The organism is Azospirillum lipoferum (assembly GCF_024170005.1).
Classification (GTDB): Bacteria; Pseudomonadota; Alphaproteobacteria; order Azospirillales; family Azospirillaceae; genus Azospirillum; species Azospirillum lipoferum.
On sequence record NZ_JALJXJ010000025.1, the window covers coordinates 24,140 to 51,104 of the forward strand.

Sequence of the window (26,965 nt, forward strand, 5' to 3'; positions counted from 1 at the left end):
ATCCGCCTGACGCCGTCAGCACAAACGAAGTTTGTGCGAGAGGCGGGAGAGGGAGCAAATTCCAATGGCCTTGCCGCCGCTCAGCGCCAGGCTTCCTTGATCAGGCCCGGGATCTTCGAGGCATCGACGTTCTTCGACTTCAGATAGCCGGCGAACAGCTGGTCGGGGACTCCGTCGGCGTAGAGCGTCTTCAGCTGCCCGTCCAGCCAGTCGCGGAAGGCCGGGTTCTCCTCCTTGCGCAGGCCGACGCTGGTGGCCACCGGCTCCACCGGTTCGGGCAGGATGACCTTGCCCAGCCGCAGGCGGGTCTGCTGGACGACGAGCGCCGGATGGAACTGGACGGCGACGTCGATGCGCTTTGCGGCGAAGGCGGCGATGGTCTCGTCATTGTTGGAAAAGCGGTTGATCGCCGCCTGCTTCACCATCGCGGTCACATTCTTGTCCAGCGAGGTGCCGAGCGTCACACCGATGCGCAGGCCCGGCTTGTCGATGTCCGCCCAGCTCTTGATGGTGGAATCGCCGGCGACCAGCGCGCCCATGGCATAATAGAACAGCGGGGCATCGGGGAAGTCGATCGCCTTGCGCCGCTCCTCGGTCGGGTCGAGGACGAACATCAGGTCGATCTGGTCGGCCTGGAGCGCCCCCACCGCGTTGGCCCAGGTCGTCTCCACCGGAACCAGAGTGGCGCCAAGGCTGGCGGCCAGCCGCTGCCCCATCGCCACGCCGACGCCGGTCCAGGTCTCGGTCATCGGATCCTTGAAGAACCAGGGCTCGGCCGAGGTCACGCCGATGCGCAGGCGCTTGCTCTCCTTGATCCTGTCCAGGGTGGAGGGCGAGGCCGCGAGCGCCGGCAACACCGACAATCCGACAGCGGCACCGGCGGCAAGGCCGAGCAGGGTCCTGCGGCCCATTTTCCCCTGGTTGATGGTCATCTCTAAGCCTCCTCTGTCTGTTCGTCGTCTTTTTGTGGATCCGGTCAGGCGTGCTTGGCCGCGCCGGCCTCGCGGCCCCGCAGGAAGTCTTCGGTCTGCCGGCCGCCACGCGCCATGTGGTCGGTGATTTCCGACTTCAGCGCGTCGAAATCGTCGGAGAGCGCCATCGCCACATAGCGGTCGTGGCCGTCGCGGCGCGGGCCGCGGATGCCGTGCGCGCGGTGGTGCGCCGCCCAATACAGCTGCAAGCGCCCGCGGATGCTCTCCCAGGTCCGGATCAGCAGCTTGTGCCCGGTCGCCTCATAGACGAAGCCGTGCAATTGCAGCTCGGCAACGATGCTGGCGGCATCGTCCTCGGCGTCGATGCAGGCGGTGAGCGCGTCGCGGCGGGCGACGAGCCCCTGGCGGAACGCCTGATCCCGCCGTGCCCAGATCTGCTCGAAGGCGAAGATCTCCAGGGTGACGCGCATCGAATAGATCTCGCGCACGTCATCCACCGACAGGCCGACGACATGGGTGCCGGTGTAGGGCACGGCGATCAGCAGCCCCTCGTCGATCAGCTGCCGCATCGCTTCGCGCAAGGGGCCGCGGCTGACGCCGAACTGGTCGGCGAGCGTGGTCTCGACGAGTTGCGCGCCGGGCTCGATGTCGCCGTTCAGGATCGCGGCCCGCAACCCGTCCGCGATGTGGGCGCGGAAGGTCGATTTCGGCACGCGCGCCAGGACCGATCCCCCGGCCTTGTCCTTCGATCCGCCGAACATGCATCCTCGCCATAGACAGTCGATTGTTGACAATGTGAGCCGGGCAGGCCGACCTGTCAACCGGCATTGTCCTGCAACCGGACTGCGATCACCGGACGGGGTTCAGCGGCCGGCGATCTCCTCCCGCGTCAGGGTCATGAACAGATCGACCACCGGCGTCCTCGCCCGGTCGCCGTGGACCGCGATCTGGAACGGCGAGTGATAGGACAGCACCCGCGGCAGCAGGGCACGCAGCCGTCCGGCCTGGACGAAGGGGGCGGCGTAATGGTCGGGCAGATAGCCGAGATAGCGGCCGGACAGGATCAGCCGGGCGGCTCCCTCCATGTCGCTGACGGTCGCATGCGGCGCGCTGATCGCGAAGATCTTGATGTCGCGCGCCCCCCAATAGCTGCGGGCCACCAGCCGGTGGCGGCGCACCTCGTCCAGATCGACCATCTCGTCCGGACGGTCGAACAGGGAGTGGCCGGCTCCGCAATAGAACAGGTTGGTTTCCGTGTAGAGGTCGATGTAGGAGAGGCCCGGCACGATCCGCGGAAAGCTGGCGATGGCGAGATGCAGTTCGCCGCCGACCACGTCGCGCAGCAACTCGTTGGGCGGCCGGGTGGCGATGGCGAGGTTGACCTCGGGCGCGGCGTCGGCGAAGCGGGTGATCACCCGCTCCAGCGGGAAATTCGGGTCGGTCAGCGTGTTGTCCACCAGCCCGATGGTGAGGGTGCCGGTCAGGCGGTCGCGCAGCCCCCGCACCCGGGCGCCGAACCGGTCCAGCGTGTCGAACACCCGCCGCAGCTCGTCATAGACCGACTGCCCCTCCTCCGTCAGCTTGAAGCCGGAGCGGCCGCGCCGGCACAGCCGCACCCCCAGCCGCCCCTCCAGCTCGGCGAAATGGGTGGAGATGGTGGAGAGCGACAGGTTCAGTTCGCCTTGCGCCGCAGTAAAGCCACCGGCCTCCACCACCGTCATGAACAGGCGAAAGAGCCGCAGATCGGCGGTCTCGATGGTCATCCGGCTCATGCGATCGGCGATCCTCCGGCCTGAATGGGGGCTGGGCCGGTCTTACTTCGGCTCCTGTCGAAGTAAGATACAAAAAATTCCGGATGTGTGGGAACGCAAAGTCGCCGTCTAATTCCACCATGCAATTCCAGCCGGGTTGGGCCGGGCGGGGCAGGGTGCTGCCGCGCCGTCTCCCCACCGGTATTCGAACTGCCGGATTCGCCCGCCCTCCATCGGGGCTGACCAACGACGAGACGGAGACACGCTATGAAGATCGGTGCAGGAGTGGGCAGCGGACTGGGCAGGCGGGCGGTGCTGGCGGGTGCGGGCGGGCTTGCCGCCGCCGCCGCGGTGGGCTTTCCCTCCATCGTCCGGGCGCAATCGAAGTCGCTGAAGGTCGGGGTCTACGGCGGCTATTTCAAGGACAGCTTCGACAAGCACATCTTCCCGGAATTCACCAAGGCGACCGGCATCGCGGTGGAGGCGGTGGCCGAACCGACGGGCGAGGCGTGGCTGATCCAGCTTGAACAGGCGGCCCGTGCCAAACAGGCCCCGGCCGACGTGTCGATGATGTCCCAGGTGGCGATGCTGAAGGGCATGGCCGCCGAGCTGTGGGCGCCGCTCGATCCCGCCAGGCTGCCGAACGCCACCAAGGTCAAGCCGGCGCTGATCAACAAATATCCCGACGGCCGGCTGTCGGGCGTCGGTGCTGTGTCCTGGTACATCACCCTGGTGACCAACACCAAGAGCTATCCCCAGGCCCCGGAAAGCTGGGCGACGCTGTGGGATCCGGCCAACAAGGACAAGCTGGGCCTGCTGGCGCTGGTCTCCAACTCCTTCCTGCTCGACGTGACCGCCGCCACCTTCTTCGGTGGCTCCAAGCATCTCGACAGCGAGCAGGGCCAGCTCGACTGCTTCAAGAAGCTGGCCGAGCTGAAGAAGAATGTGAAGCTGTGGTACCGCGACGAGGCGCAGTTCGAGGCGGCGCTGAAGTCCGGCGAGATCCCGATGGGGCAATATTACCACGACGTCACCGGTCTGGCCGCCGCCGACGGCCATCCGGTGCGCTCCACCTTCCCCAAGGAGGGCGGCATCCTCGATTCCGGCAGCTGGGCGGTGTCCAAGGCATCCAAGGCCGGCGATCTGGCCCATGTCTTCATCGACTACATGTGCCAGCCGCAGATCCAGGCGCTGCTGTCGCGCAAGGTCGGCACCTCGCCGACGATCGACCGCTCGGCCACCGACCTGACGGACAAGGAGTTCGCCGCGGTCTCCTCCGATCTGACGCCGATCGTTCCGCGCTATGACCTCTATGTGTCCAAGGCCGACTGGCTGAACCAGAAATGGACAGAAATGATCGTGGGCTGACCCGCGAGCGCCCTTCTCCCCCCGCGTGCGGTCGCTTCAGACGGACACGTCTGAAGCGACCGCACGGAAATCCAAAAGGCCGGGGGAAGGGCTCCGTCCTTTCCGAACAATCCGAAGGCCCGCCATGTCCGCCCTCGTTCTCGACGGTCTCACCAAGCGTTACGGCGGCTTCACCGCGGTGCATGGGGCGAGCCTGCGCATCCCGCATGGCCAGTTCGTCTGCCTGCTGGGGCCCTCCGGCTGCGGCAAGACCACGCTCCTGCGGATGATCGCCGGGCTGGAGGAACCCTCCGGCGGCCAGCTGCTGATCGACGACCGCGACATCACTGCGACCCCCGCCCACAAGCGGGATTTCGGCATGGTGTTCCAGTCGCTGGCCCTGTTCCCTCATCTCAGCGCCGGGGAGAACATCGCCTATCCGCTGCGCATCCGCGGCGTTCCCGCCGACGAGCGCCGCCGCAAGGCGGACAGCCTGCTGGAGCTGGTGCGCCTGCCCGGCATGGCCGACCGGCCGGTGTCGCGCCTGTCGGGCGGCCAGCGCCAGCGCGTCGCCATCGCCCGCGCCCTGGCGCTGGAACCGAAGCTGTTCCTGCTCGACGAGCCGCTGTCGGCGCTCGACGCCAAGCTGCGCGAGGCGATGCAGATCGAGCTGAAGCAGCTTCAGCGGCGGCTGGGCATCACCACCATCGTCGTCACCCATGACCAGCGGGAGGCGATGACCATGGCCGATCTGGTGGTGGTGATGTCGGAAGGGCGGATCCGTCAGGCCGCCCCGCCGATGGAGGTCTACCGCCGGCCGGCCGACGCCTTCGTCGCCGACTTCATCGGCATGACCAACCTGCTGGAGGGCGAGGTGACGGCCCCCGGCCGCGCCAGCGTGCCGGGCGGCGAGCTGGTCCTTGACGGTCTGCCGCCGCATGGCCGCGCCCTGCTGTCGGTCAGGCCGGAGGAGGTGCTGCTGCATCCGGCGACCGCATCCGGCGGGCAGGGGAGCGGGCAGGGCGCCGTGGCGAACCGGCTGGCCGGGACCCTGTCCTTCGTCCGCGATCTCGGCGCCAGCGTCGAGTTCCGCATCGACGTTTCCGGGCGGGAGATCGTGGCGCTGACCCGGCCGCAGGACCGTCCGGCGGTCGAGCCGGGTGCCGCCGTCATCGTCGAAATCCCTGCCGAAGCCTGCGTCGTCCTGCCGCCGGAAGGCGGAACCGCCGGGGAGCGGCCGTCATGATCCGCCGCGCCCCCCGCAGCCTGGGCGAGCACGCGCCGATCCTGTTTCCGGCGCTGATGCTGGTTGTCTTCTTCGTCATTCCCTTCGGCCTGATGATCGCGGTCAGCGTCGCCCGCCGGATTCCCGGCGGCTTCTACGAGCCCGATCTGGTCCTGGCCAATTACGAACGCTTCCTCAGCGCCTTCTTCGGCGGGGTGCTGTCCTTCTCGCTGGAGCTGGCGGCGCTGGTGGCCGTGGTGGCGGTCGGCATCGGCTTCCCCTTCACCTACCGGCTGGCGCGGCTGCCGCGGGCGGCCCAGGTGCGCTGGCTGGTCTTCCTGCTGTCGATCCTGTCGCTGTCGGAGGTGATCATCGGCTTCGCCTGGTCGACCCTGCTGTCGCGCACCGCCGGCATCACCAATCTGCTGGTGGCGGTCGGGCTGATGGCGGAGCCGCAATCGCTGTCGCCCAGCTTCGGCGCGCTGCTGGCCGGCATGGTCTATCAGGCCTTCCCCTATACCGTGCTGGTGCTCTATCCGGCGCTCGCCCGGCTCGACCCGGCGCTGGTGGAGGCGTCGCGGACGCTGGGGGCCTCGCCGGTGAAGGCCTTCTTCACCGTGGTGGTGCCGTCCCAGCGCAACACCATCGTCGCCACCCTGATCATGGCCTTCGTCTTCGCTCTCGGCTGCTATCTGCTGCCGCAGCTTCTGGGCCGGCCGCAGCACTGGACCCTGTCGGTGCTGATCACCGATCAGGCGATCTACCAGTCCAACATGCCGTTCGCCGCGGCGATGGCGGTCTTCCTGGTGCTGGTCAGTCTGGCGCTGGTCGGGCTGTCCCTGCTGTTCGGACGCAAGGAGGAGGCGTGATGCTGCGCTGGCTCAACAGCCTGATGGCCGGCCTGATCGGTCTCGTCCTGGCCGCACCCATCCTGGTGGTGGCGGGGGTGTCGCTCAACGCCAAACGCTCGCTCGACTTCCCGCCCAACGGCCTGTCGCTGGCGTGGTATGCCGAGATCTTCACCGATCCCGGCTGGCGCGGGGCGCTGATCGCCAGCCTCGTGGTCGCGGCGCTGTCGGCGGCGCTGGCCGTCGCCATCGCCTTTCCGCTGGCCTGGTTCATCTGGCGCTGGCGGGCGCCCTGGGCGCGGGCGTTCGAGGTGCTGGGCATGGCCCCCTTCATCCTGCCGCCGGTCATCACCGCGCTGGGCTTCCTCAGCTTCTGGTCCACCGCCGGCCAGTATGGCGAGCCGTGGACCGTGGTGGTCAGCCACGCCATCTTCTTCGTCACGCTGCCGCTGGTCACCCTGTCGCTGGGCTTCGGCGCGGTGGACCGCAGCTTTGTCGAGGCCGCCTCGACCATGGGGGCCGACGACCACACGGTGCTGCGGACGGTGGTGATGCCGCTGGTGCGGCCCTACATGATTTCCGGCTTCGCCTTCGCCTTCGTGCTGTCGCTCAACGAATACATCGTCGCCTACATGGTCGCCGGCTTCACGCTGGAAACGCTCCCCATCAAGATCTTCAACGCCCTGCGCTACGGCTACACGCCGACCATGGCCGCCGTCACCGTTCTGTTCGTGCTGCTGACCGCCGCCGTCTTCGGGCTGATCGCCCGCTTCGGCGACCTGCCGCGCCTGCTGGGCGCCTGGATCAAGCCCGACTGATTGGCCGGCAAGACTGACTTCCGACAGGAGAGTTTTTCAAATGATCGATCCGGACAAGCTCAACCGTCTGCGCGAGAAATACAGCGGCAGCGGCGGCGCCGACATCCATTCGCCGGAGTTCAAGCAGGTCGCCGCCCTGCAATTCTCCGGCGGACGGCGCAAACAGCCCTTCTCCGGCGTGCCCACCCTGCTGAACGCGCCGTACGATCCGGATGCCGCCGCCCTGCCGGATTTCGGCGGGCTGGAGGTGGCGCTGATCGGCGTGCCGATGGATCTGGGCGTGACCAACCGGTCCGGCGCCCGCTTCGGCCCGCGGGCGCTGCGGACGATCGAGCGGATCGGCCCTTACAACCATGTACTGCACATGGTGCCGTCGGCGGCCTGCCGGCTGGCCGATGTCGGCGACGTGCCGCTGTCCAGCCGCTTCGACCTGGAGGCCTGTCACCACGACATCGAGAGCTTCTACGGCAAGGTGCTGGATGCCGGCGTGATCCCGCTGTCGGTCGGCGGCGACCATTCGATCAGCCAGTCGATCCTCAAGGCGCTGGGCCGCGAGCGGCCGGTCGGCATGATCCATTTCGACGCCCATTGCGACACCAGCGGCCCCTATGAGGGATCGAAGTTCCACCATGGCGGCCCGTTCCGTCAGGCGGTGCTGGACGGCGTGCTCGACCCGGAACGCACGGTGCAGATCGGCATCCGCGGCAGCTCCGAATATCTGTGGGAGTTCTCCTACGATTCCGGCATGACGGTGATCCATGCCGAGGAGGTGGCGCAGCGCGGCATTCCCGCCGTGATCGAGCAGGCCCGCCGGGTGGTCGGCGACGGGCCGGTCTATGTCTCCTTCGACGTCGACTGCCTCGACCCGGTCTTCGCTCCGGGCACCGGCACGCCGGAGGTCGGCGGGCTGACCACGCGGGAGGCGATCGAGCTTCTGCGCGGGCTGGCCGGGCTCGACGTTATCGGCGGCGACGTGGTGGAGGTGGCGCCGCAATATGACGCCAACACCACCACCGCCCAGGCCGGCGCGCAGATGCTGTTCGAGATCCTGTGCCTCGCCGTCAAGGCGCTGGAGCAGCGGCGGGGCTGACCTGCCGGCCGAGGCCGCAAGCGCCCTGCCTTGCCTTCACGAGGCAGGCGCCAGCGCCCTGGTGAACTGCTGCAGGTTGTGGCGCATCATGTCAACATAGGTCGCGGCCGGCCCGTCGGCCGCCGACAGCGCGTCGGAATAGACCCGCCCGCCGATGCGCGCCCCGGTCTCCCGCGTGATCTGCTCCAGCAGGCGCGGGTCGGCGATGGTCTCGACGAAGACCGCCCTGATCTTCTCCTTCTTGATCTGGCGGATCATCCTGGCGATGTCGCCGGCCGACGCCTCCGCCTCGGTCGACATGCCGACCGGGGCGAGGAAGGTCACGCCATAGGTCTTGCCGTAATAACCGAAGGCGTCGTGCGAGGTGACGATCTTGCGGTCCTTGCGCGGGATCGGCTTCAGCGCCGCCTTGATCTCCGCCTCCACCGCGTCGAGCTTCGCTTCAAAGGCGGCATGGTTGGCGCGCAGCACGGCGGCCTTGTCCGGCGCGGCGGCGACGAGGCCCTTCAGGATGTTGTCGGCATAGATTTTGGCGTTCGCCACCGACTGCCAGGCATGCGGATCGAAGGCGCCGTGTCCATGGTCATGATCATCGTGCCCGTGGCCGTCATGCTCCTCTTCCCCGGCGATCGGCTTGACGCCGGTGCTGGTGACGGTGACCGGCCCCTTGTAGCCGGACGCCTTGACCAGCCGGTCGATCCAGCCCTCCATCCCCAGCCCGTTGACGACGACGAGGTTGGCGGCGCCCAGCGCGCGGGCGTCGGCGGGGGTGGGCTCATAGACATGGGCGTCGCCGTCGGGGCCGACCAGGGTCGTCACCGCGACCTCGTCGCCGCCGATCTGGCGGACCATGTCGCCGAGGATGGTGAAGGTGGCGACCACCTTCACCGGCTCGGCCAGGGCCGGAAGCGCGAACAGCGCCAGCGCCGCCGCCAGCGGGACGGCAAACAGACGTTTCATCGGTGGTTCTCCTTGGGAAGATGAAAAGCGGAGGAGGGGGGTCAGGCTTCCAGATGCCGGCCAGGGAACCAGCGCGTGCGCAGGCTGCCGACCGGCCCGAGCGCCAGCGACAGCAGATAGCCGGCCCCGGCCACCAGGACGATGGAGGGTCCGGACGGCAGGTTGAGGTGGAAGGACAGCAGCAGCCCGCCGATGCCCGACGCGAAGGCGAGCGCCATGGCGGTCAGCGCCAGCGTGGCGATCCCTTCCGCCCAGAAGCGGGCCGATGCTGCCGGCAGCATCATCAGCCCCACCGCCATCAGCGTCCCCAGCGCCTGGAAGCCGCCGACGAGGTTGAGGACGACCAGCACCAGGAAGACGAGGTGGCACAGCGCGCCCAGCCGGCCGCGCGATCCGCCGACCGCCCGCAGGAATCCGGGATCGAAGCACTCCACCACCAGCGGCCGGTAGAGCAGCGCCAGAACCAGCAGCGTGACGCTGGCGATGCCGGCGACCAGCAGCAGCCCGGCATCGTCCACCGCCAGGATGGTGCCGAACAGCACATGCATCAGGTCGACGTTGCTGCCGCGCAGCGAGACGATCAGCACCCCGCCGGCCAGCGAGATCAGGTAGAAGGCGGCGAAGCTGGCATCCTCGCGCAAGGCCGTCACCCGCGACACCAGCCCGGCGAGCAGCGCCACCGCCAGCCCGGCGAGAAAGCCGCCGATCCCCATCGCCCACAGGGACAGGCCGGCGGCGAGAAAGCCGATGGCGGCACCGGGCAGCACCGCATGGGACATGGCGTCGCCCATCAGGCTCATCCGCCGCAGCACCAGCAGGACGCCGACGGGACCGCAGCCCAGCGACAGGGCGAGGCAGGCGGCCAGCGCCCGCCGCATGAAGGCGAACTCCAGGAAAGGATCCACCGCGAACTCGTAGAGGGTCATGGTACGGTCCTCCGGCAGAGCCCGGCCTTGTCGTCCCAACCCTCCGCCATCGCGCGGGCACGGACGAGGTTCGCCGGAGCCAGAACATCGGCGGTGCGGCCCCAGGCGATCGGCTCGCGCGCCAGCAGAAGCGTTTCGGGGAAATGGGCGCGGACCTGCTCCAGATCGTGCAGGACGGCGATCACGGTGCGCCGCTCGCCATGCCAGCGCCGCACGACGTCGAGCAGGTCGGCGGTCGTCCTGGCGTCGATGGCGGTGAAGGGCTCGTCGAGCAGGATCAGGCGGGCATCCTGCAGCAGCATGCGGGCGAACAGCACGCGCTGGAACTGGCCGGCCGACAGGGCGGCGATCGGGCGCCGCTCGAAGCCGGACAGGCCGACCACCGCCAGCGCCTCCTCCGCTTGGCCCCGCAGCGCGCCGCCGATGGACCGGAAAATCCCGACCCGCCGCCAATGCCCGAGCAGCACGGTGTCCAGCACGTCGATGGGGAAGTCGCGCTCGACCTCGGCCTGCTGCGGCAGATAGGCGATGTCGGCGGCGGTCAGGCCATGCAGCGTCACCCGGCCGTCGAGCGGGCGCAGCGCGCCGACCATCGCCTTCAGCAGCGTGCTCTTGCCGGCGCCGTTCGGACCGACCACGGCGGTCAGCGAGCCGTCGCGGAAGCCGCCGCTCAGATGATGGACCGCCGGATGGCGGCGGTATCCCAGCGTCAGGTCGGTCAGCCGGACCAGCGGAGCCGCCGTCGCGTCGGGGAAGGACAGCGTCACGTTGCCGCCCCCCATTCCAGGACCCAGGCCACCGTCAGCCAGAGCAGGGCGCACAGCAGGACCGCCACGGCGATCCGGGTCGTCGCGGACACCGCCAGGGGCGAGCGGAAACGGTCAGTGCTCATCATGGTCCATGCACAGCAGCAGACGGGGAGCGCCGGACCGGCCGGCGGGCGGCGAGCGATGGACGAGGCCGCGCCCGCGGTTGCCGGGCCATCCCTCGCCCTTCAGCAGGGCGACGTCGCCGGCGCGCAAGGATTGGACCCGGCCGGGATCGGACTGCACGGCCTCATTGTCGCCGCGGCCCAGCGCCGAGCGGATCACCGCCCCGTCCGGCAGCCATTGGGTTCCGGCGCCCCGATAGGTGCAAAGCAGGCGGAGGCCGACATAATCGACATGGAAGAACCGGCAGCCGTCGCCGGACAGGCTGTCCAGCCGCAGCCGCAGCGCCGTGCATCCGACGATGTCGGCATAGAGGCGCACCAGACCGACGATGTCGGTCAGCAAAGGCCCCTCGATCCGGCGGGGCGGCAGCGCCGCCAGCAGGTCGTCGGCGGCCTCCTCGGGCGAGGTGGCGAGATGGCAGGACAGGCCATGCGCCGCCGCCCGCGCGCTCTGCGCAGCGATCCCGGCCGGGAGCGGCCGGCGCCAGACCGCCAGATTGACGTTGGGGCGCCGGATGGCGGACAGCGCGTCGGCCGTCCGGCATTCGGCGACATGAGCCTGTCCGTCCAGACCGGCGGCCGGGCAGGGGAAGATGGCGGCAGGGGATTGGGCCGGGGACTGGGAGAGACTGGACATGCGACCACGGCGGAAGGAAGTGTCGCACCAGTAATGTTATATCATTACATATAATGCAAGCACGCTTTCACTCCGCCTGTCCTGTCAGCGCAAACCCTATTTGGGCGAGATGAGGGGGCCACCGGACCACTTCGTCGAACGCGAGGCATCGCTCAAAGAGCCAACCCAGCATCGAGTGCATCAATCACAATGCGGTTTGGCCGCTCGTCCGGCGAAATTCTTCGGAGAGCCCATCGAGAAAGACGCAGAGCGCCGTGATCCCACTGACCGTGCGATGGGCCTGATCGAGGAAGGCATCGATCTGGCGTTGTGCGTACGTGGCAGCCTTACCTCCGACGCCACCCCGACCATGCGCTCACTCGGGATACGACCCGCATCCCCGTCACCAGCTTCCAACTTGCTAGTCAGGCGGCGAGCGCCGAACAGTTAGTCAACCCGCTGACACTTGCAACCAGCGATGCATCAGACGATCTTGAATGGTATTTGGAAACGGAGGACGACCGCCAGCACCTCGTTCGCGTCCAACCGTGCCCCGGTTGTGAAAACATGGCGATCGTGCGTGACGCTGCGATCGATGACTTTGGCGTCGCGCGTCCCGCTCTCCACGCTGCGGTTCACGAAGCCCGTCGGGGCGCGGGGTGCACATCAACGAATAATGAAGCGGGCAGCCCTAAGGTCGGCGATGGTCACAACATCCTTTGTTGTCACCTTCGACTGATTAACGACATCTCTCCTCGGTTCCTTCGGTTGTTCAGCAACAGCTGCGCTCAACTCGATCGGCGTTTGCGCGCCACCGGCACCGTGCGGCCCAGCATCTTCCGCCACTACGGGTGCTTTCCATGTAGACACGGTGTTGCTGTAGAGCGTCCGAACATCAACCAATGAGCCTGGCAGAGCGAGAAAGAAGCCAATGATTCCCAAGACTTCAGAGACGCGCGTAAGCCTGCTCGACATAGTTGCGGTCCTTCCGATCCGAAGAACTAAAAAATGGGTTATGCACTCATTCCGGTCAACGGCATATCCCGTGCGGCACCTTTTCTCTGGCTTGGTACCCCAAAAGTGGGCGTCATGCTGGTGAGCCAAGCTGTCACGCCAGTGCATCAATCAGTACATGAGAACCGCCATCATTCCTGGATAACGATACGAAAGTGAGTAAGCTGTCCTGGAGGCTGCCTGCGTCTGGGACACGATGCTATGATGGTGGACCTTGCTGGTCTTCAGCCCCGATCAAGACCGACAGAACCCGGACTTTTTGGCGCCCTTTGTCCTCTTTGTAAGGATGCCCCAAGGCCCGGCAGGGCGTTGGGGCACAGATCGGCAGGCTGGTGATTAGGGAGTCCTGCGGGTAAGGGATCGCCCCTTGGCCGGAGACGATCATCGGACCCGGCCTGCGCGCGTCTCGTACCCCTCTCACGCCACCCGCAGCGCCCCGGCGGTGTCGTGGTAGAAGCCGTTGACCAGCGGCGCGTCGATCAGCCCGCCGAGTTCCGTGGCGACCTCCGCCCCGTCGCGCCGGCCGTCCAGCACCGCGCGGAACGCCTCGGCCACCCGGACCATGTCCATCGCCTGAGGCGACAGGCGGAAGCGGTTCACCCCCATCTCGACCAGCGCCGGCAACTCCGCCGCCAGGCACAGGCAGCCGTGCGACATCGTCTGCGTGCCGTTGACGGTCAGGAAGGGCTGGCCGTCCATCGTCGTCACCGGCATGCCGTCCGGGTCGTTGCCGCAGACGAACTGGCAGCCGTCCTTGTGCAGCCCATGGGCGCGCGCGTGATAGCAGCGGGCCGAGATGGCGAGCGGCGCCCGCCCCCAGACCTGCACCTCCGTCTCCACCCCCAGTTCCCGCCCGGCCTTGGCCAGCACCGCGACGGTCGCCGCCGGCAGTTCGGCCGGCAGCGACACCGCGACCGCCCCGCGCCCGGCCATCCAGCCCAACGTCGCCTCGTTGTAGACGTTGATCGTCGGCCCGACCGCATGGGGACGCCCGGCCAGCAGGGCCAGCGCCCCCATGTCGTTCGCCTCCACGAGACCGGCGTCGGATTCCACCAGATCGCGCATCGCCGCGCGTTCACGTTCACTGCCGACCAGGATCGGGCTGGCGAGCCAAACCGTCTTGCCGGCGGCGCTCAGCCGCTCGATGACGTCCCCCATCGCCTCGGCGAAGAAGGGGGCCCGCTTGAAGCAGACGATCTCGCCGACGATCACCGTGTCCACCGGCGCCTCGTCGGCGATGCGGGCGTAGAAGTCGCGCCAGCGGTCAACCGGCCAGTTGAACAGCACCGGCCCCAAAGTGAGTGACGCAGTCATTTCGAAAAACTCCTTATCGCCACGCACGGGTGTAAGCGCCGGTGGTCTGGGTTCCGCCCTCGACCATCGCCTGAAGATCGATGTGCGGCACCGGCCGCCCGGCGGCGAAACTCTCCAGCGCCTCGCGATAGGCGCGCACCACCGCGGCGATATAGGCCTTGCCGCGCTGCCGCCCCTCGATCTTCAGCGCCCGCACGCCGGCCGCCTTCAACTCCGGCAGCAGATCCATGGCGTTCAGGCTGGTCGGCTCCTCGAACAGATAGGCCGGCGCTCCCCCGGCCCCGGCACCGGCGACGAAGCGGCCCTTGCACAGCGTCGGATAACCGGCCTGCTCGCCCTCGCCGAACACGTTGATGGTGAAGCCGCCCAGCGTCGAGGCCAGCGCCCCGCCGCGCTGTTCATAGCGGACATGGTTGGCCGGCGAACAGACGCCCTGCTTGTTGGGCGACAGGCCGGTGGCGTAGGAGGACAGCGAACAGCGCCCCTCCGCCATCGGGCAGAGGCCGCCGAAGACGAACACCTCGGTCTCGATGTCGATCTCGGCGTTCAGCTTGGCGATCTCCGGCACCGTCAGCACGCGCGGCAGCACGACGCGCCGCACGCCGAAGGTGTCGCGGTACAGCCGGATCGCCTCGACATTGGCGGCCGAGGCCTGGACCGACAGGTGCAGCCGCAGGTCGGGATGGCGCTTGGCGGCATAGGCCAGCAGCCCCGGATCGGCCATGATGACGGCATCGACCCTCAGCCGCGCCGCATCGTCCACCGCCTTCTGCCAGGGGCCGAGATTGCCCGCCTGCGGATAGGTGTTGATGGCGACATAGACTTCCACCCGCCGGGCATGGGCGTAGTCCACCGCGTCGGCGACATCCTGCCGGGTGAAGTTCAGCCCCGGAAAATTGCGGGCGTTGGTCTCGTCGCGGAAGCCGAGATAGACGGCGTCGGCCCCGGCATCGACGGCGGCGCGCAGCGCGGCCGGCGTCCCCGCCGGGCAGATCAGCTCGAAATTGTCCATGGTTCCTTACGCTCCCGATCCGGGCAGCGTCCCGATGATGCGCGCCTCCACCCGCTCGATCCCGCGGCGCAGCGGCGGCGGCAGCAGCCGGCGCGCCGCCTCGATCCGGTCCAGCACCGGCCCGGCATTGCGCCGCAGCACCGGCAGCACACGGGCCAGCGGCCCGGCGATGGAGGCGACGTCGGCCACCAGATCCATCTCCTCCTCGCCGTCCAGCGTGTTGCGCAGGGCCAGAATCAGCGCAGTGTCGCCGGAAATGCTCAGCTCGCGCCGGAAGAACAGCGCATCGCCGTCGATCCGCCCCTCCAGCAGGTCGAGCAGCCGGGCATAGGGTCCGCGGACGACGGCATCGGCCGCCCCCGCCTCACCAACACCATCGGCCCCGCGCGGCAGGGCATGTAGCGACAATTCCGGACCGACGCGCATCAGCAGGGCCACCGGCGCGTCCACCGGCTCGATCAGCACGCGGGCGTCCGGCATCCCGCGCAACGCCTCGAAGGCGCGCGGATGCCGGTCGGCCAGCAGCCGCAGCAGCCGGGCCAGCAGGGCGTCACTGGCCCGCCGCCCCAGCCTGGGCACCAGCCCCAGCCCGGCCCGGCTCAGCCCGGTCTCGAACCGGCGGGCACGCTCGCCGGCGAGGGGATTGGAAACGGAAACAGTCTGTGCGACATCGGGATCGCGCATGGGCGGCTTCCCTCCTCATCGGTCATTCCGCTGCCCATGAAAGCCGGTAACCGCCTGACGTCATTGACCTCGGTCAAGTTCAAGCTTGGAAAAGCCCGCCGTCAGGCCGCACTGGCCAGTCCGGCGCGGTCGATCAGGTCATACAGCTCGCGGTCCTCGCGGCCGATGCGGTGTTTCAGCGCGGCGACCACCCCGCGCGTCTCGCGGACGAAGGCGGCCGGGTCCTTGGCGACCGCCACCGGCCGGGGTCTGGATGGAACCATAAAGTGTTACGAGAGCACCCATATAACGCACTCGTGGGAACCATGAAGTGGTTCGCCACAACCGGGAGCCGGAAAGGGCGCGGAGATATTTGTTTTAATGTGAAACCAATGTGTTTAATCAAAACAGCGATCCCGTTGCTGCCAAGACGCTCAAAGAGCCTTCTGGCTTTAACGCCTTGCGCTACTTGGCCCGGACGGGCTGCAGCTGGCGGCTTTTACCGAAGGACTTCCCACGGTGGCAGACGGTGTATTGGTGGTTCCGGCATCTGCTGCGACGTTTGCTGTTTCAGACGGTCCAAGACGTGACGTTGATGATCGACCGTGAACGGGCTGGCCGCGAGGCCGGTCCGAGCGCCGGGGTTGTGGACAGTCAATCTGTGAAGGCTCCCGCCGCCCGGGAGCGTGGCTACGACGCGGGCAAGAAGATCAACGGACGCAAGCGGCACATCGTAGTGGCCTCGGTCGGGTTCCGAGAAGCCCTATCGTAGACGGGACGATGGCCTACCGAGTCCCTTCGATCCAGTCAGCGCCCGGGCGGCAGGAAGCTGAGATCGCAGGCCCAGACCCGCTCGCCGCCGCGGTCGGCGATGTCGCGCACCACGCCGGCCTTGGCGAGCTGCTCCACCAGCAGATGCACCCCGCGCAGCGACAGACCGCATCGTCCCTTCAGCTCGCCCGCCACCCGGCTGATGGTGAAGGCCGGACGGTCGTGCAGCCAGTCCAGCACGTCGGGCAGGCGCGAACTGCTGCGCCGCGGCGTGGCGGCCAGCCGCGCCTCCCACTGCTCCTGCAGCAGATCGAGGTGACGCAGCCGTTCCAATTCATGCGCCACCAGCTCGGGAATGCCGTCGAGGACCCAGCGCGTCCAGGCGCCCTCGGTCCCGGCCAGGGCGAGCCGGTAGCCGGTGACGTCACGGGCGAGGGCCGCCGTCAGCGGCGGTCCAGCATGATGCAGGCGGCAGGCCTCGCGGATCAGGTCGGGGGCGGCGAGCCACACCACCACGCTCCACCAGGAGGTCGGCGGCCGCTCCGCCGCGACCGCAGCGCGCAAGGCGGCGCTCTCGGCATCGTCGTCCGGACCGCGGCGCTGCGGCGCTCCCGGGTCGGGCCGCAACGCCAGAGCGCGGATCGCCGCCGCCGCACCGAGCAGGCCGGGCGCGGCATCCAGGGCCTCGGCCACCGCCTCCAGCGCCGGACCGGCATCGGCGGCGCGGGCCTCGCCGAGACCGACCGGGCGGCCACCCTGGGCGATGCTCCAGCGCCGGTGCAACTCGTCCAGCCAGGGTCGGGTCCAGGGCGTGAGCAGCGGCGGTGGGGTAGCGACGGCGGCGTCGCCTTCATGCTCCTTCAGGCCTTCACCGTCCCTGAAATCAATCTCCTCCAGTGCGGCAATCGAGGCGCGCACCGCGGCCACGACATCGGCCGGGGCCTCCTCTGCGGTTGGAAGCACCTTAGGCTGGACGGTTCCACACTCCGGCGGCAGAGTGGTGGTCAGGCCGGCCGGCAGTTGGGCGAACAGCGGCACCAGCAGGGCGGCGCGGGCAGCCTCGCCCCGGGCGTGCTCCGGCGCGGCCAGGGCGCGCTGGAAGTCGTGGGCGTCGAGGCGGTGGCCGTCGAGCCGGATCACCGCGGCGGCCGCGCGGCGGGCGGCATCGGCGGCGAGGCGCCGGCGCCGCGCCGGCTCGGCGAGCGCCTGGTCGAGGCGGCCGAGCGCGCGTTCGGCGGCGAGCAGGGCAGGGAGGAGAGAGAGGAGGATCATCGCGGCTCCGGAAAAGCCGCGCCAGGATAGATGGTTGCAGCGATCTTTGCTAACTGCACTGACATCGACATCAGGAAAATCTGGCTTTTGATAACCGCCTGATAATGCACTTAATCAGGGCTTTATCCCCCGATGGACCCTCAGGTGTCGGTTTTCCGGGATCGCTGGGCAGGCTCCAGAAATCACGGAAAGCGGCTGAATTTTTGCCCAGGATCACTGGACTCACACCGGAATCGGTGGACACGTTCCGTCCTTCAGACCCTCCCGGCACCCCCTTCAGGACCGCATTTCCGCTCCGGCAGAATGAAATGCCCGCAGTTCGTGCGAAAAGTCCGCCCTGCGAGCTTCCGCGGCTGCTTCATCCCATTGAAAACAAGCGAACAATCCTGAGCGGTGCGGTCACTGTCCCAGTGCGACCTGCTTCCATGACAGCCTTGATCACAGGGCACAAGGCAAGGGAGCGGTTTGGCGTCTTGTCGCGTGGCATCGGCCGGGCCAACCCGAAGCTATCGCTGCGGGCCATCGGCGCCCAACTGGAGGCGATGCGGGAGACCACACCGCGCGGCGGGCGCAACTGGGCGGCAGCCTCGGTCAAGAACCTGCTGGATCGTGCCTGCGCCCGGGGCCTGCTTCCCCCGGGCTGATGCCCTTCACCTTGGCGAAGCGGTTGGAAAGAGCGCGCAGTCACCCGCGGCGGCCTCCCATCCGGGCCTGCCAGTCGCGGCTGTAAAGTTGTCCATGGCTGACCAGCGATGCCGTCCGGCCGGTTTCCAGGTCGAGCACTGGCATGTCCGCGATCAGGGCGGCCCGCTCCACTCCCCCCACATAGGACAGGCCCCCGTCCTCGGCCCGGGATTCCCGGAAGAGGGAGGGGCGTGCGCTCCGGTCCCCGATCGACAGATGGGAGGCAAGCTCGCCACGGACGAAGAAGGCGTTGTGCCCGGCCCCGTTGCTGCCGACCAGCACATAGCCCTTGCGCGCCGCCGCCTGTTCGAGCGCCCGGATCGAGGCGCCGAAATAAAGCCAGGAAGGGTGAGCGATGGAGCGCTGGAATGCAGGATCGTATGGGATCGTCAAAGCATGCATGTCGCCCAGGACCGCATTGTATTCGCATATCACAATGTCCGGACGAACCACGTCGAGCGCATCGAATACCCAATAGTCGTTGCCGTCGATGTCGATGCTCAGCAGACCGATTTCATTGCCATGGCCGCTGCGTGACAGCAGGTCATTCACGTTTTCCTTCGTTATGAACGCCGATTCTGCGACCAGATCGTGCTTCCAATAGATCCCGTCGTTCCTGATCGCCTCGATGTGCGTCACATTCGCATCGAGGACGAGCCCCCGCCAGTTGCGGTTGCGCATCAGATAGCGGGTGTTGCTCTCCGTATAGTCCTGTACGCCGAACTCGATGAAGCTCTCGGAGCGGACTGGAAGGTTCTGGATCAGCCATTCGATGATGCCGTCCTCGCCGGTCTGCGAGAACACCGTGAACTCGACGTCGGACAGGTGGGGAATGCTCTTGCGCGCGCGCAGGGACTCGCCCAGAGCGCGGGCGGTCAGCAGAAGCTGACGCTCCGCCGAACGCTGCTGCTGGCGGTGATGGTCCCAGGCCAGGGCGCGTCCAGCACGGAAGAGAGGAACCAGATCCTCTAGTTCGGCAGACATCGGCGGCGTCCTTTTTGCGTGTCGTGGCTTTGCGTATGGGGGCGGATGCGGGTCAGGCCCGAAGGTAATCGCAATTCTGGCACAGAGGATTGGAGACACGGTTGTCGAGGAATTCCCGGCGCAGCGACCGCATGGGCCCGCCGTTCCAGATCTCCCTCAGCGACTGCGTCGCCACGTTGCCCAGCACATAGCGCTTGTCATAGTCGTAGCAGCAGGGCACGACATCGCCATCCCAGGTAACGGTCAACCTGCTCCAGGGGAAGCGGCAGGTGACGTGGTCCTGCGGCGGCGGCCGGTTGCCGGCAAGGATGTTCACGTCCGGCGCGTTGCCGTCCCAGGTGACGAACTCCTTGGCGAAGAAAGCGTCGACCCCGTCGAGGCTCGACCAGTAGTCCCGTTTCCGGGCGATGCTGTCGCCGTTCAGGCCGAAATCGATCATCGACACGATGACCTGGACCTTGGATTTGAAGGACTTCTTGAGCTTCAGGAAATCGAGCAGGTTGCGGACCGAGGTGTCATAGGCACCTGCGACGCCGCGGATGCGTTCGAACGACGCATCGTCATGGCCGTCGATCGATAGATAGAGCTTGGCAGGACGGGCACGTAGCAGCGCCAACGCCGTCGGCCGCTTCAGCATCAGTGGGTTCAGCGACAGGGCAGCGGACACGCCGCGTGCCGAGGCATAGGCGACGAAGCGGTCGAAATCCGGATGAACGAGGCTTTCGCCGAAATGGTGGAGCCAGCAATCGGCCTTCGCCGCCTGTTTCGGGTTCTCCTGGACATATTCGTCGATCACCTTGCGGAACAGGCCGAAGTCCATCATCCCCTGCGGGCGCGTCATGTTGCCGGTGCGCGCGCACATGACGCATCTGAAGGGACAGCGGTTGGTCAGCTCGATGTTGAAAACCGAGAAGGGCGTGTCGAGCACCGTCGGGTCGCCGGGTATGGCGGTGGGTAGCGGGGCGAGTGCGTCCATCGTCAATGCGTCCGTCGTCAATTCGGCATTTCACCGATGGCGACCTTGGGAGAGGTTTCGCCCCCCACGATGGCGACGAGCGGAACCAGTGCCTGCCCGAGCGATCCCAGCAGCCGCAGCGTGGCGGCGACCCATTGGCCCTCCTCCTTCACCGCCAAGCCTATCAAGCGGCATGCCTCCTCCTCCTCATCCAACTCCAACAGCGCCCGCGCCCGCCCGAGGCGGGGCAGGGCAAGGCAAACGAAGTCCCCGCGCCCGCCGTCGAAATCCTCCAGCGCCGCCTGTGGCCGGCAGCATGCAAGCCTAAGTATGCCGCGGAAGACGCGTCCCCTTGCCGTATCGGGATTGTTCAGCCGGCCCCCGTCGAAGGCACGGGCAGCCTCGTTGAGGTCTCCCGCATGGATTTGCACCAGTCCCCGGATCATGATCGCCCACTCCATATCGGGATTCCGCAGGCGGACGGCGTCGCAGGCGGCCATCGCTTCACCAAGCCGGCCGTCAGACAGCAGTGTCTGCGCGATCATCAGACCGGCCCACCAGCGCAGACCGTGGTCGCTTTCCCAAACGCACCGGTAAGCCGCCAGTGCGGCTTCGGTTTCGAAGCGGAGCCGATGATATTGGCCGAGCACATACCAGGACGGTATCCGGTCCGGCGCCAGCATGATCGAGGCCGCCAATTCCTGCCTCGCTTCGTCCGGCCGGTTCAGCAGAAGCAGGGAAAAGCCCCGCTGATGGTGGAGGCCGTAGAGGTCCAGCGCATGGGGAGCCGCAAGGTCGCACCAGTGCAAGGCATCCTCATGACGGTTGCGGAGCTGGCCGGCCAGTTCGACGGTGAGATCGGGCAGATGGGAGGCGGCGCATGGGCTGACGGCGATGGCATGGGCCATGAGGGCGAGCGCGTCGTCGGTCATTCCGTCGTCCCTGGCGGCCTCCGCCTCGTCGACCAGCGCCCGTGCCAGGGCATCCGGGTCGTCGCCATGGGCCGGATCGACATGCGCCAGAACGGAGTGCGCGCGCTCCAGGTCGCCGGCCTCCTGCAGCAGGCGGCCAAGGCGCAGCACGGACGCGTAACGGCCCGGATCCACCGCCACCGCCAGTCCGTACGCCCTCAGGGCGGCATCGCGGTCTCCAGAAGCCTCCAGCGCCAAACCCATCCGATGATGGTAATGGGACAGGGTGGACCGGCGGATCTCCTCCCGCCAATTCCCGACGGCGAACCCGTCGAACCCGTTTTCCTCCTCAGTCGTGTCGCCTGGGAATGACGATGCCGGTCGGATCATCCGTATCCTCGTCCACCTTCACAACGATGGAAAACACCAAAAGCTTAGCATTTTATGCATTTCAATGGATCAGGGAAATTCCGCCCCGTATAATTAATTATCGGAAACGCAGCGGCTGAATTATCCTACACGATGATATCGCAATTTGAGATTGTAGAAATGAATGTTATCTTCCGGTTCTTGCGAAGACTGGACGGATAATTCGGTTGTGTAGATTTTGATATTATTCTCTTTTAGGATGTCGGGAGAGGTTGGAAGCTGGTGTGGAGAGGTGGCGATCCATGCGGGACCTGATCAGTCTTTCGGCCTTCCCGAAGTCGGGAGTGACATATCTCGGATTCCTGATGTTCCATTGCCTGTTCGGCGACGTGGCTGACATCGGCGACCTCGAAAAGACCTACGTGATCGACATCCACGCATGGCCGGCGCTGCGGTTCGCCGCTCCGGAGGGGCGGCGGATCATCAAGTCGCATTTCCCGTTCGCACCGGGCCGACCCGGCGTCCGGCGGACGGCCAAGGCGGTGTATCTGATCCGTCACCCCGTCGACGTCATGATGTCGGCGTGGGACTACCGCCGGTTCCTGAACCCCGGCATGACCGGCGCCGACGGGGACGGCAATCCGACCGACGGCACCACGTTCCGTCACTTCGTCCATCGCTGGCTGGCGACCGGCGGGGAGGAGTTCGAGGTTGCCGGGAGTTGGCTGCGGCATGTCCGTTCCTGGATGGACCAAAGCGAAATCCCGGTGCATCTCGTCACCTACACCGATCTGGTCGACCACCCCAGCCGTGAACTGGCGGCCATCCTGCGTTTCCTCGACCTGCCGGTTCCGGCCGAGCGGCAGGCGATGGCGGTCGAACGCAGCGGGATGGCGGCGATGGCCGCGCTGGAGGCGGAGGAGGTCCGCAACCGGCGCACCGGCGTCTTCTACCGGCCGGAACTCGCGCGCAGCTATGAAGGTGGGCGCCGCTTCGTCAACAAAGGCCATCGCGACTGCTACGCCACCCTGCTGACCGGTGAGGAACGGGCGCTGGCCGACCGGATTTTCGGTACCGAGTTGTCCACCTATTTCCCCGGCGCCGGCGCGGCGGCGGGCTGACCGGCGTCACGGCAGGGCGCGCGCGACACCGATCACGGTCCATGTCGTTTCGTCCGGCTCGCGGCCGACGTCCGGAAAGGCACGGAGCGCCTCCAGCCGGAAACCGCAGGCGGCAAGCGCCAGACCGAGTTCCCGGTCGAAGAAGAAGCGCATGGCATGCGTCTCCCGGTCCTCGCCGACGATCCGGTCGCCGGCAAGCCTGAGCACATGGAAGTCGACCCGGCAAATCTGGGCCCGGATGTCGAGGTCCGACCGCGTGGTCCTGAGAATCCGCCCGTCCGCCTGGGAAATCATCCGCACCCGATCTCCCGGCCGCTGGGCGAGGACGGCGGGGCCGTACCAGATGTCGAAGAGGAAAAGGCCGGACGGCGGCAGATGGCGCCGGACCGCGGCCAGCGTGGCCAGCAGCGCCTCGTCGTCCTGCTGATAGCCGAGCACGGCGAACATCATGATCGCGGCATCGAAGACCCGACCAAGGCGAAGCGTCCGGACATCGGCCTCGATGAACTCGGGCGGGGCGACGGCCGCTGAGGTGATCTCCGCCGCCTTCACGCGGGCGCGGGCGAGCATGGCCGGGGAACGGTCCACCCCCGTCACGCGCAGCCCACGCGCCGCCAGCGGCAGGGCATGCCCACCGGTCCCGCAGCCGAGGTCCAGCACGCTCGCGACGGGGCCGTCCGCATGCAGGGCGAACAGGCGCGCGATCAGGTCGGTTTCGCCCGCATAATCCTTCTCGCCATACAGCGCGTCATAGACCGCCGCGTAGGCGGGTCCGAAAATGCCGCTCATGCCAGCACCTCCCGCACCGCGTCGGCCGCCAGTTCCAGATCGGTGTCGGACAGGGTGAGGCCGGACGGCAGATACAGCGCCCGCCGCGCCAGCCTTTCCGCCACCGGATAGCGCTCCCCGCGGAACAGGCCGCGCTCCAGCAGGGCCGGCTGTTCATGCATGCCGAGGAAGAAGGGGCGGCTGTCCACCCCGAGCGCGCGCAGGCGGAGCGCGCATTCGGCCGCGTCGAACGGCACCGCGTCATCCAGCACGATCCCGTACATCCAGTACACGCTGCGCGCCCAGGGGCGCTCGACCGGCAAGGCGAGCGGCAGTCCGGCCAGCCGCGCGCCATACTGCGCGGCGATGTGGCGTTTGCGGGCGATATGGTCGCCGATGCGCTCGACCTGGGCCAGACCGATGGCGGCCTGGAGATTGGTCAGCCGGGCATTGGTGCCCAGTTCGCTGTGCAGGAAGCGCCGGTCGCGGCGGAAACACAGGTTGCGCAGCGAGCGCAGCCGGTCGGCGAGGGCGGGATCGTTGGTGACGACCATGCCGCCTTCGCCGGTGGTGACGATCTTGTTGGCGTAGAAGCTGAAGCAGCCGAGCGTTCCCAGCCCGCCGCAACGGCGTCCACGGTATTCGGCACCGTGCGCCTCGGCGGCGTCCTCGACGATGTGCAGCCCGTGCCGCTCCGCCAGTTCCCACAGCGGGGTCATGTCGCAGGGATGGCCGAAGAGATGGACCGGCATGATGGCACGGGTGCGCGGCGTGATCTTCGCCGCGACCTGATCGGGGTCGAGGCACCAGCTTTCCGGGTCGCTGTCGACCAGCACGGGCACGCAGCCGGCCTCGATGATCGCCACCGCGCAGGAGATGATCGTGCAGCTCGGCAGGATGACCTCAGACCCCGGCTCCAGATCGAGCGCGCGCATGGCGAGTTGGAGGGCGGCGGTGCCGCTGGACATGGCCACGCCATGCGCCGCGCCGCAATACTCGGCCCAGCGGCGCTCGAATTCCGCGATGAACCGGCCTTCCGAGGAGATCCAGCCGGTCTCGACCGCTTCACGGACGTAATCCAGTTCCCTGCCGTTCAGCAACGGCTCGCTCACGACGATCACGGAGACTTGTCCTTTCCCTGCCGGCTGGCGGCGCTCACTGTTCCATCACGATCCGCTCGGGGCCGGCGCCGTCGAAGCAGCTCTTGTCGGGGGCACCGGCGAAGGGCCCCTGCTTGACCTCGACCATCTCGACCTCCTCGATCACCTGGAAACCGTGTCCGCCCGACGCGAGAAGGATGACGTCGCCGGCCCGCAGAAGCCGGCTGTGCAGATAGGTCCGGTCGCCGTCGTAGAAGTCGACCCGCAGAAGCCCGCGCCGGATTAGCAGAACCTCCTGGGTGTAATCGACCTCCCGATGCACCGGGTTGTGCAGGTGCGCTGTGATCGCTTTTCCTGCGGGGTGGCGCATGAAGGCCAGCTGCTGCGAGAAGCTGGACGGTGTGAAGAAGGTGATGCCCGGCTCGCGGAATTCGGCGCGGACGATGATCGCCAGGGTGCGGCCGTCATGGTCGATGGTTTCGATCATGGCGGCGGCATCCAGGCTGGTGCGGGGCTCGGGGCGGGCTCTGGGGCGGGCCCTGGGGCGGGATGGCGGGACAGCAGCATGCCGATGAACGACAGCTCGCTGCCGTCGTCCAGCCCGTGCCGCCCGTCGAAATCATCGCTCCAGCGCATGACGGTGGCGTGCGTGGCGCCGATGATGCGACGCCAACGCTCCTCGGAGAAGCACCAGTGCGGCACCGACACCCCGGGCTGGAGAAGCGCCAGATCCTGCACCGTGCAGAGGTCGGCGGCCACCGGCTCCGCCGCCTGCCGGACGGGAAAGCGGTTCATCACCATGTGGCGGTGCGGCCGGTGCGCCAGCCGGGCGAAAACCGCTTGCGGATCGGGCAGATATTGCAGCACGCCCGAAACCAGGATCAGGTCGTGGACCCGACCCTCCAGCGCGTCGAGCGAGTCATGGAAGCGCAGGCCGCCGCCGGCGAAGCGCTCATTGCCGGCCTGCGCCAGGGCCGGGGTTTCCACCACGTCCCACTCCAGCCGGACGGCCTCGCCCAGGATGGCGGACAGCACGGCATGCCCGTTTCCCAGCCCGCCACCGAAATCGCAGACGCTCAGCCGGCCGTCGAAGCCTCCCCCGCGCGTCGCTGCGGCCAGGAGTGCGGCGGCAAGCTGCTGGTACAGGGGGGCGAGCACCCCGTCCCAGCGGAACGCCGACCGCGCCTCCACCAGCCTCGCCACCACCCGCGGGTCGTCGTAGGTCCGGGTGCCCGGCCGGGCAGCGGCATGGTCGCCGTAGATGCCGCTGAACAGGCCCATCACCCCACTCCCCCGGCTTCTTGCGGCCATGCGATCGGATAGGCGGGAGTGCGGCGGGTGCGGACACGATCCACCGCTTCATCCAGGATGCTCCGCAGAAGCGCCAGGAAATCCTCATGCCGGTAGCCGGCAAGGCGGCGGGCGCCGTTGGCGGCCAGGGTCGCCGCCAGGGCGTCGTCATGCCACAGCCTGCGCATGGCGCCGGCCAGCGAGGCCGCATCGCGCGGATCGATGTAGAGGGCGCCGTCGCCGAGCTGGTCGCGGATGCTGGGCAGATCGCTGACGATGACCGGCCGGCCGAAGCTCCAGGCTTCCAGCGGCGGCATGTTGGTGGGACCGAAGAAGGTCGGCATGACCAGCCCGGCCGACAGGCTGTAGAGCGCCGGCATGTCGCGGTCGGGTACGAAGCCGAGATAGTGGATACGGTCGCGTACCCCCAGCCTGTCCGCCAGGGCCATCACATCGATGAAATTCCGCGCCCGCCATTTCTCCGTGTAGCTTCCGGCGAACACCACCCTGACGGCGGCGTCGCCATCATCGGCAAGACGGGCGAGGGCCTCGACGATCAGGCGGTGATTCTTGTGCATCCAGAACTGCGCCGGATAGAAGTAATAACGCTCCGGCAGGCCGTACCGAGTCCGGGCCCTGGCGAGGTCCCTCTCCGTCGGTGGGCGGGACCGGCGGACCGGCGGAAAGAAGGGCAGCACCCGGATGCGGTCGCCGTCGATCAGGTCGCCGTAGAAGCGAAGCACGTCCTGCCGTCCCGCCTCGGAATCGACCAGAACCAGGGTGGCGTAGCGGCAGATCGTCCGGTAGGCCTGTTCCCGCAGGGCAGTGATTCCGTCGGCGCTGACTTCGGGGAACTCCGGCTGGAGGCGGTGTTGCAGGTCATGGATCGGCACGATGAAGGGGATCAGCGCCTCCGGCCCGATCAGCGACGGGTGGAGGGTGAGCAGAAGGTCGACGTCTTCCTCGCGCAGGGCCCGTCCCATGGCGGTGTTCAGCACGATCTCTTCCGTCGGGGGTGGCGGGCGCCCACCCTCGCCATCGGTGGACAGATAGGATTCGGGCGGCCCCTGCTGGATGTCCAGATCGCCCAGCGGCAGGATCGGCATCCGGCCGTAATGGAGATGGCGGGACTGCAGGATCCCGCGCAGGCTTTCCCCCGCGGGATTGACGCAGACCAGATCATAGAGGACCTGCGGGGTCAGGTCCGACAGGGCGTCCAGCAGGGACGCCTCGTACTGGAAGCCACCTCCCGCCGATGCGGGAAACCCTCTGTAGACGCCGACGCGCATGGTC

At 67.6% G+C, this 26,965-nt stretch carries 29 protein-coding genes and 1 pseudogene; 8 read left to right on the plus strand and 22 right to left on the minus strand.

Annotated elements, in window-relative coordinates; genetic code table 11:
- Positions 1 to 80: 80 nt before the first annotated feature.
- The 3 genes from J2848_RS33805 to J2848_RS33815 form a co-directional block, all read right to left on the minus strand.
- The gene (locus tag J2848_RS33805) at positions 81 to 932 is read right to left on the minus strand and encodes a transporter substrate-binding domain-containing protein (RefSeq protein ID WP_211103363.1); all 852 of its coding nucleotides are present in this window, start codon (positions 930 to 932) and stop codon (positions 81 to 83) included.
- 44 nt (positions 933 to 976) lie between these two features.
- Positions 977 to 1,693, minus strand: coding sequence for a GntR family transcriptional regulator (locus tag J2848_RS33810; RefSeq protein WP_149235517.1), 717 nt, complete (start codon positions 1,691 to 1,693; stop codon positions 977 to 979).
- Positions 1,694 to 1,795: 102 nt separating this feature from the next.
- Positions 1,796 to 2,704 (minus strand): LysR family transcriptional regulator, encoded by a 909-nt coding sequence (locus J2848_RS33815; RefSeq protein ID WP_149235518.1) that lies wholly within the window; start codon positions 2,702 to 2,704, stop codon positions 1,796 to 1,798.
- 246 nt (positions 2,705 to 2,950) lie between these two features.
- Between J2848_RS33815 and J2848_RS33820 the strand changes: the two genes are divergently transcribed.
- The 5 genes from J2848_RS33820 (at position 2,951) to speB (ending at position 8,011) form a co-directional block, all read left to right on the plus strand.
- Positions 2,951 to 4,051, plus strand: coding sequence for an ABC transporter substrate-binding protein (locus tag J2848_RS33820; protein ID WP_211103364.1), 1,101 nt, complete (start codon positions 2,951 to 2,953; stop codon positions 4,049 to 4,051).
- Between the two features lie 124 nt (positions 4,052 to 4,175).
- Complete coding sequence (locus J2848_RS33825) at positions 4,176 to 5,276, plus strand: ABC transporter ATP-binding protein (RefSeq protein ID WP_149235519.1); 1,101 nt, start codon at positions 4,176 to 4,178, stop codon at positions 5,274 to 5,276.
- Entirely contained in the window at positions 5,273 to 6,124 is an 852-nt protein-coding gene (locus tag J2848_RS33830) for an ABC transporter permease (RefSeq protein ID WP_149235520.1), read from the plus strand. The genes J2848_RS33825 and J2848_RS33830 overlap by 4 nt, the downstream gene beginning before the upstream one ends.
- Positions 6,124 to 6,921, plus strand: a complete 798-nt coding sequence (locus J2848_RS33835; RefSeq protein ID WP_149235521.1) for an ABC transporter permease — start codon at positions 6,124 to 6,126, stop codon at positions 6,919 to 6,921. Before J2848_RS33830 ends, J2848_RS33835 begins: the two co-directional genes overlap by 1 nt.
- Before the next feature lie 40 nt (positions 6,922 to 6,961).
- The gene (gene speB / locus J2848_RS33840; RefSeq protein WP_149235522.1) at positions 6,962 to 8,011 is read left to right on the plus strand and encodes an agmatinase; all 1,050 of its coding nucleotides are present in this window, start codon (positions 6,962 to 6,964) and stop codon (positions 8,009 to 8,011) included.
- Positions 8,012 to 8,047: 36 nt separating this feature from the next.
- Here the strand turns inward: speB and J2848_RS33845 are convergent, their stop codons facing one another.
- The 10 genes from J2848_RS33845 to J2848_RS33885 form a co-directional block, all read right to left on the minus strand.
- Complete coding sequence (locus J2848_RS33845) at positions 8,048 to 8,971, minus strand: metal ABC transporter solute-binding protein, Zn/Mn family (RefSeq protein ID WP_149235523.1); 924 nt, start codon at positions 8,969 to 8,971, stop codon at positions 8,048 to 8,050.
- Positions 8,972 to 9,012: 41 nt separating this feature from the next.
- A complete protein-coding gene (locus tag J2848_RS33850) occupies positions 9,013 to 9,897 on the minus strand; it encodes a metal ABC transporter permease (protein ID WP_149235524.1) in 885 nt (294 codons plus the stop codon).
- A complete protein-coding gene (locus J2848_RS33855; protein WP_246194515.1) occupies positions 9,894 to 10,664 on the minus strand; it encodes a metal ABC transporter ATP-binding protein in 771 nt (256 codons plus the stop codon). Before J2848_RS33855 ends, J2848_RS33850 begins: the two co-directional genes overlap by 4 nt.
- On the minus strand, positions 10,661 to 10,792 hold the full coding sequence (locus tag J2848_RS36065; RefSeq protein WP_281288686.1) for a hypothetical protein: 132 nt from the start codon (positions 10,790 to 10,792) through the stop codon (positions 10,661 to 10,663). Before J2848_RS36065 ends, J2848_RS33855 begins: the two co-directional genes overlap by 4 nt.
- On the minus strand, positions 10,779 to 11,465 hold the full coding sequence (locus tag J2848_RS33860) for a DUF1826 domain-containing protein (RefSeq protein ID WP_149235526.1): 687 nt from the start codon (positions 11,463 to 11,465) through the stop codon (positions 10,779 to 10,781). The genes J2848_RS36065 and J2848_RS33860 overlap by 14 nt, the downstream gene beginning before the upstream one ends.
- A gap of 645 nt (positions 11,466 to 12,110) precedes the next feature.
- The gene (locus J2848_RS33865; RefSeq protein WP_149235527.1) at positions 12,111 to 12,419 is read right to left on the minus strand and encodes a hypothetical protein; all 309 of its coding nucleotides are present in this window, start codon (positions 12,417 to 12,419) and stop codon (positions 12,111 to 12,113) included.
- A gap of 456 nt (positions 12,420 to 12,875) precedes the next feature.
- Complete coding sequence (ubiV, locus tag J2848_RS33870; protein ID WP_149235528.1) at positions 12,876 to 13,772, minus strand: ubiquinone anaerobic biosynthesis protein UbiV; 897 nt, start codon at positions 13,770 to 13,772, stop codon at positions 12,876 to 12,878.
- Positions 13,773 to 13,785: 13 nt separating this feature from the next.
- Entirely contained in the window at positions 13,786 to 14,784 is a 999-nt protein-coding gene (gene ubiU / locus J2848_RS33875; RefSeq protein WP_149235529.1) for a ubiquinone anaerobic biosynthesis protein UbiU, read from the minus strand.
- 6 nt (positions 14,785 to 14,790) lie between these two features.
- A complete protein-coding gene (gene ubiT, locus J2848_RS33880; RefSeq protein WP_149235530.1) occupies positions 14,791 to 15,468 on the minus strand; it encodes a ubiquinone anaerobic biosynthesis accessory factor UbiT in 678 nt (225 codons plus the stop codon).
- A gap of 101 nt (positions 15,469 to 15,569) precedes the next feature.
- A complete protein-coding gene (locus J2848_RS33885) occupies positions 15,570 to 15,707 on the minus strand; it encodes a hypothetical protein (protein ID WP_170307306.1) in 138 nt (45 codons plus the stop codon).
- Positions 15,708 to 15,901: 194 nt separating this feature from the next.
- Between J2848_RS33885 and J2848_RS33890 the strand changes: the two are divergent.
- Positions 15,902 to 16,198: pseudogene (locus J2848_RS33890) on the plus strand (transposase); the annotation flags it as partial.
- A 56-nt stretch (positions 16,199 to 16,254) separates the two neighbouring features.
- Here the strand turns inward: J2848_RS33890 and J2848_RS33895 are convergent.
- Positions 16,255 to 17,490 (minus strand): hypothetical protein, encoded by a 1,236-nt coding sequence (locus tag J2848_RS33895; RefSeq protein WP_149235531.1) that lies wholly within the window; start codon positions 17,488 to 17,490, stop codon positions 16,255 to 16,257.
- Positions 17,491 to 17,915: 425 nt separating this feature from the next.
- On the opposite strand from J2848_RS33895, the gene J2848_RS33900 reads away from it, so the two are divergent.
- A complete protein-coding gene (locus tag J2848_RS33900; protein WP_211103365.1) occupies positions 17,916 to 18,134 on the plus strand; it encodes a hypothetical protein in 219 nt (72 codons plus the stop codon).
- A 40-nt stretch (positions 18,135 to 18,174) separates the two neighbouring features.
- On the opposite strand, the gene J2848_RS33905 is transcribed toward J2848_RS33900, so the two are convergent.
- Genes J2848_RS33905 through J2848_RS33915 form a run of 3 tightly spaced genes read right to left on the minus strand, consistent with a single transcriptional unit; the run spans position 18,175 to position 21,414 of the window.
- On the minus strand, positions 18,175 to 19,158 hold the full coding sequence (locus J2848_RS33905) for a hypothetical protein (protein WP_149235532.1): 984 nt from the start codon (positions 19,156 to 19,158) through the stop codon (positions 18,175 to 18,177).
- 52 nt (positions 19,159 to 19,210) lie between these two features.
- Positions 19,211 to 20,134, minus strand: a complete 924-nt coding sequence (locus tag J2848_RS33910) for a radical SAM/SPASM domain-containing protein (RefSeq protein ID WP_149235533.1) — start codon at positions 20,132 to 20,134, stop codon at positions 19,211 to 19,213.
- Positions 20,135 to 20,151: 17 nt separating this feature from the next.
- On the minus strand, positions 20,152 to 21,414 hold the full coding sequence (locus J2848_RS33915) for a tetratricopeptide repeat protein (RefSeq protein ID WP_149235534.1): 1,263 nt from the start codon (positions 21,412 to 21,414) through the stop codon (positions 20,152 to 20,154).
- 281 nt (positions 21,415 to 21,695) lie between these two features.
- Between J2848_RS33915 and J2848_RS33920 the strand changes: the two genes are divergently transcribed.
- The gene (locus J2848_RS33920) at positions 21,696 to 22,514 is read left to right on the plus strand and encodes a sulfotransferase domain-containing protein (protein WP_149235535.1); all 819 of its coding nucleotides are present in this window, start codon (positions 21,696 to 21,698) and stop codon (positions 22,512 to 22,514) included.
- Between the two features lie 6 nt (positions 22,515 to 22,520).
- Here J2848_RS33920 and J2848_RS33925 read toward each other — a convergent pair whose 3' ends face one another.
- Genes J2848_RS33925 through J2848_RS33945 form a run of 5 tightly spaced genes read right to left on the minus strand, consistent with a single transcriptional unit; the run spans position 22,521 to position 26,961 of the window.
- On the minus strand, positions 22,521 to 23,303 hold the full coding sequence (locus J2848_RS33925; RefSeq protein WP_149235536.1) for a class I SAM-dependent DNA methyltransferase: 783 nt from the start codon (positions 23,301 to 23,303) through the stop codon (positions 22,521 to 22,523).
- Positions 23,300 to 24,403, minus strand: coding sequence for a DegT/DnrJ/EryC1/StrS family aminotransferase (locus tag J2848_RS33930; protein ID WP_149235537.1), 1,104 nt, complete (start codon positions 24,401 to 24,403; stop codon positions 23,300 to 23,302). The genes J2848_RS33925 and J2848_RS33930 overlap by 4 nt, the downstream gene beginning before the upstream one ends.
- 34 nt (positions 24,404 to 24,437) lie before the next feature.
- Positions 24,438 to 24,869, minus strand: a complete 432-nt coding sequence (locus J2848_RS33935) for a hypothetical protein (RefSeq protein ID WP_149235538.1) — start codon at positions 24,867 to 24,869, stop codon at positions 24,438 to 24,440.
- Positions 24,866 to 25,663, minus strand: a complete 798-nt coding sequence (locus tag J2848_RS33940) for a methyltransferase, TIGR04325 family (protein ID WP_170307307.1) — start codon at positions 25,661 to 25,663, stop codon at positions 24,866 to 24,868. Before J2848_RS33940 ends, J2848_RS33935 begins: the two co-directional genes overlap by 4 nt.
- Positions 25,663 to 26,961, minus strand: coding sequence for a glycosyltransferase family 4 protein (locus tag J2848_RS33945; RefSeq protein WP_170307308.1), 1,299 nt, complete (start codon positions 26,959 to 26,961; stop codon positions 25,663 to 25,665). Before J2848_RS33945 ends, J2848_RS33940 begins: the two co-directional genes overlap by 1 nt.
- Between the last annotated feature and the right edge of the window lie 4 nt (positions 26,962 to 26,965).